Source organism: Bartonella gabonensis (assembly GCF_903679515.1).
GTDB classification, from domain to species: domain Bacteria; phylum Pseudomonadota; class Alphaproteobacteria; order Rhizobiales; family Rhizobiaceae; genus Bartonella; species Bartonella gabonensis.
Genome location: NZ_CAHOYM010000084.1, coordinates 1 through 1,803, shown reverse-complemented (window position 1 = coordinate 1,803; position 1,803 = coordinate 1). Strand labels below are relative to the sequence as shown.

The 1,803-nt window shown below is 32.4% G+C and carries 1 protein-coding gene; it reads right to left on the bottom strand.

Annotated features, from left to right (window positions below; genetic code table 11):
• Nucleotides 1–241: 241 nt before the first annotated feature.
• On the bottom strand, nucleotides 242–1,012 hold the full coding sequence (locus HWX04_RS08045) for a nucleotidyltransferase family protein (RefSeq protein WP_175869603.1): 771 nt from the start codon (nucleotides 1,010–1,012) through the stop codon (nucleotides 242–244).
• Between the last annotated feature and the right edge of the window lie 791 nt (nucleotides 1,013–1,803).

Here is a 1,803-nt window from a genome sequence, read left to right as displayed (position 1 = left end):
CCTTTTCAATAAAACCACCGACAACCCCAGCTTTAACATCAGCAAAGTCTTTTAATGCTTTAATGCGATAAAGGGTTGTAATCTCTCTAGTAAACATATTTTTAATTTGTTTGATTTCACTGGTTAATTCATATTTTTTAGACATAAGGATACCCTCACAATTTAATGTGATAACGATTTGATAAAATTTTTGAATGAAATGTTTTAAAGAGAGGGCACCCCCGCCGCGCCCGTGCTTTATTTAAGCAGCATCACTTTCATATTCGCTATCATTATCATCATCATAATAGCCTTCAAAATCAGCATAATATTCATCACGATAATAATCATCTTCGCTACCAAATTCGGGATATTCATTATCACAGATATCTTCATTCGCTTCTAAAAAGGCATTGCTATGAATATAAGAATTTCCAGAGATAAGAGCATCACAAACAATGGCATCATCGAAAACACGTGATTCATCACAGATATAAGCAGAACCACTTATTTTTGCATTGCCACCAACATGAGCATCATCACAAATTACAGCATTATCGGAAATATGAGCATGGTCAGTAACACGGGCGTTATCATAAATTTGTGCATTGCCTTCAATGACAACGGCGTTGCTAGCATGTGCATTGCCTGAAAGCTTTGCATTGTCCTTTAATGTCATGCCTTCAAAAATAGCATTCCCATAAATTTGCGCATTACCATATACATCTACAAAAAAGCTTTTAACTTTAGCATTTCCGAAAACGCGTGCATTTTGGAAAACCCGCGCTTTATTATAAACCCAGCAATTGCCTTCATGAGAGAGGTTATCTTCACTTTCAATATACCCCCCGAGGTCACCTTTTTTGATATCATCAAAATCTCTTAATGCTCTAATTCGCTTTAAGAAATGACCATCTATATATTCACAATCATTAATAAATTCGTATTTTTTTGCAGGCTCTTGTTTATTTGCAGAGGTGGTTTCATTTGAAATGTTAGAGATAACGGGGGTGTTTTTTGATATAGTTTTCATAACTAAATCCTATCGATTACACAGTTTTCAATTGACAACCCTATAAGGGCGCCGGGCGTTTGAAAACACGGTCGATAGTCCGTCGCTACACTTTTCTCATAAAGAGTATTGTATGGTGTAACCACACCCGACAAAGCTCTCATATACCAACAAAAGCATAAAAGATAGTCAGTTTTTATAATAGGATTAGGTTTATCGCAACCTCTTCGCTATCGATTTAGTGTTTTCAATCACTTGATTATTTATATAACAAAATACGTATTTATTGTCAATTAATTTATGCACTTTTTTGATATTTTTTATGATTTTTTTAAATGCATTATGTATAAATATTTATCATATGCTTATTAATTGCTTCTTTTGTATTATGTGCTTTTAAAGCTATATTATGGGCATTCTTAAACGATTACGTTCTTTTTTGAATTATACATTTATAATATTTAGAAACGCTCTCATCATGCGTATTTTTAACTTTATAACCTATCATATTTTTCACTAAATGGTTTTTAAGATTTCTGTTAATTTCTTTTATAACACATTTGCAACTTAACAGCCTTTTATAGGAACTGTCTTTATAACCAATGCGTTCATTGGCAACGTAATTATGAAAATGCATTTTGATTATGAAACCATTCTGTTTTTACACGTGCTTTATAGCTGTTATCTGCTTTATAGCCATCGTATCATTTTTCATGTTTATAAGAGAGATTATAAATAGGATAACTGTGATTTATAGCTTGTTATGAAAACCTCTAAAGAGAAACTGATAACTATAGAGATTAGCAAAATCC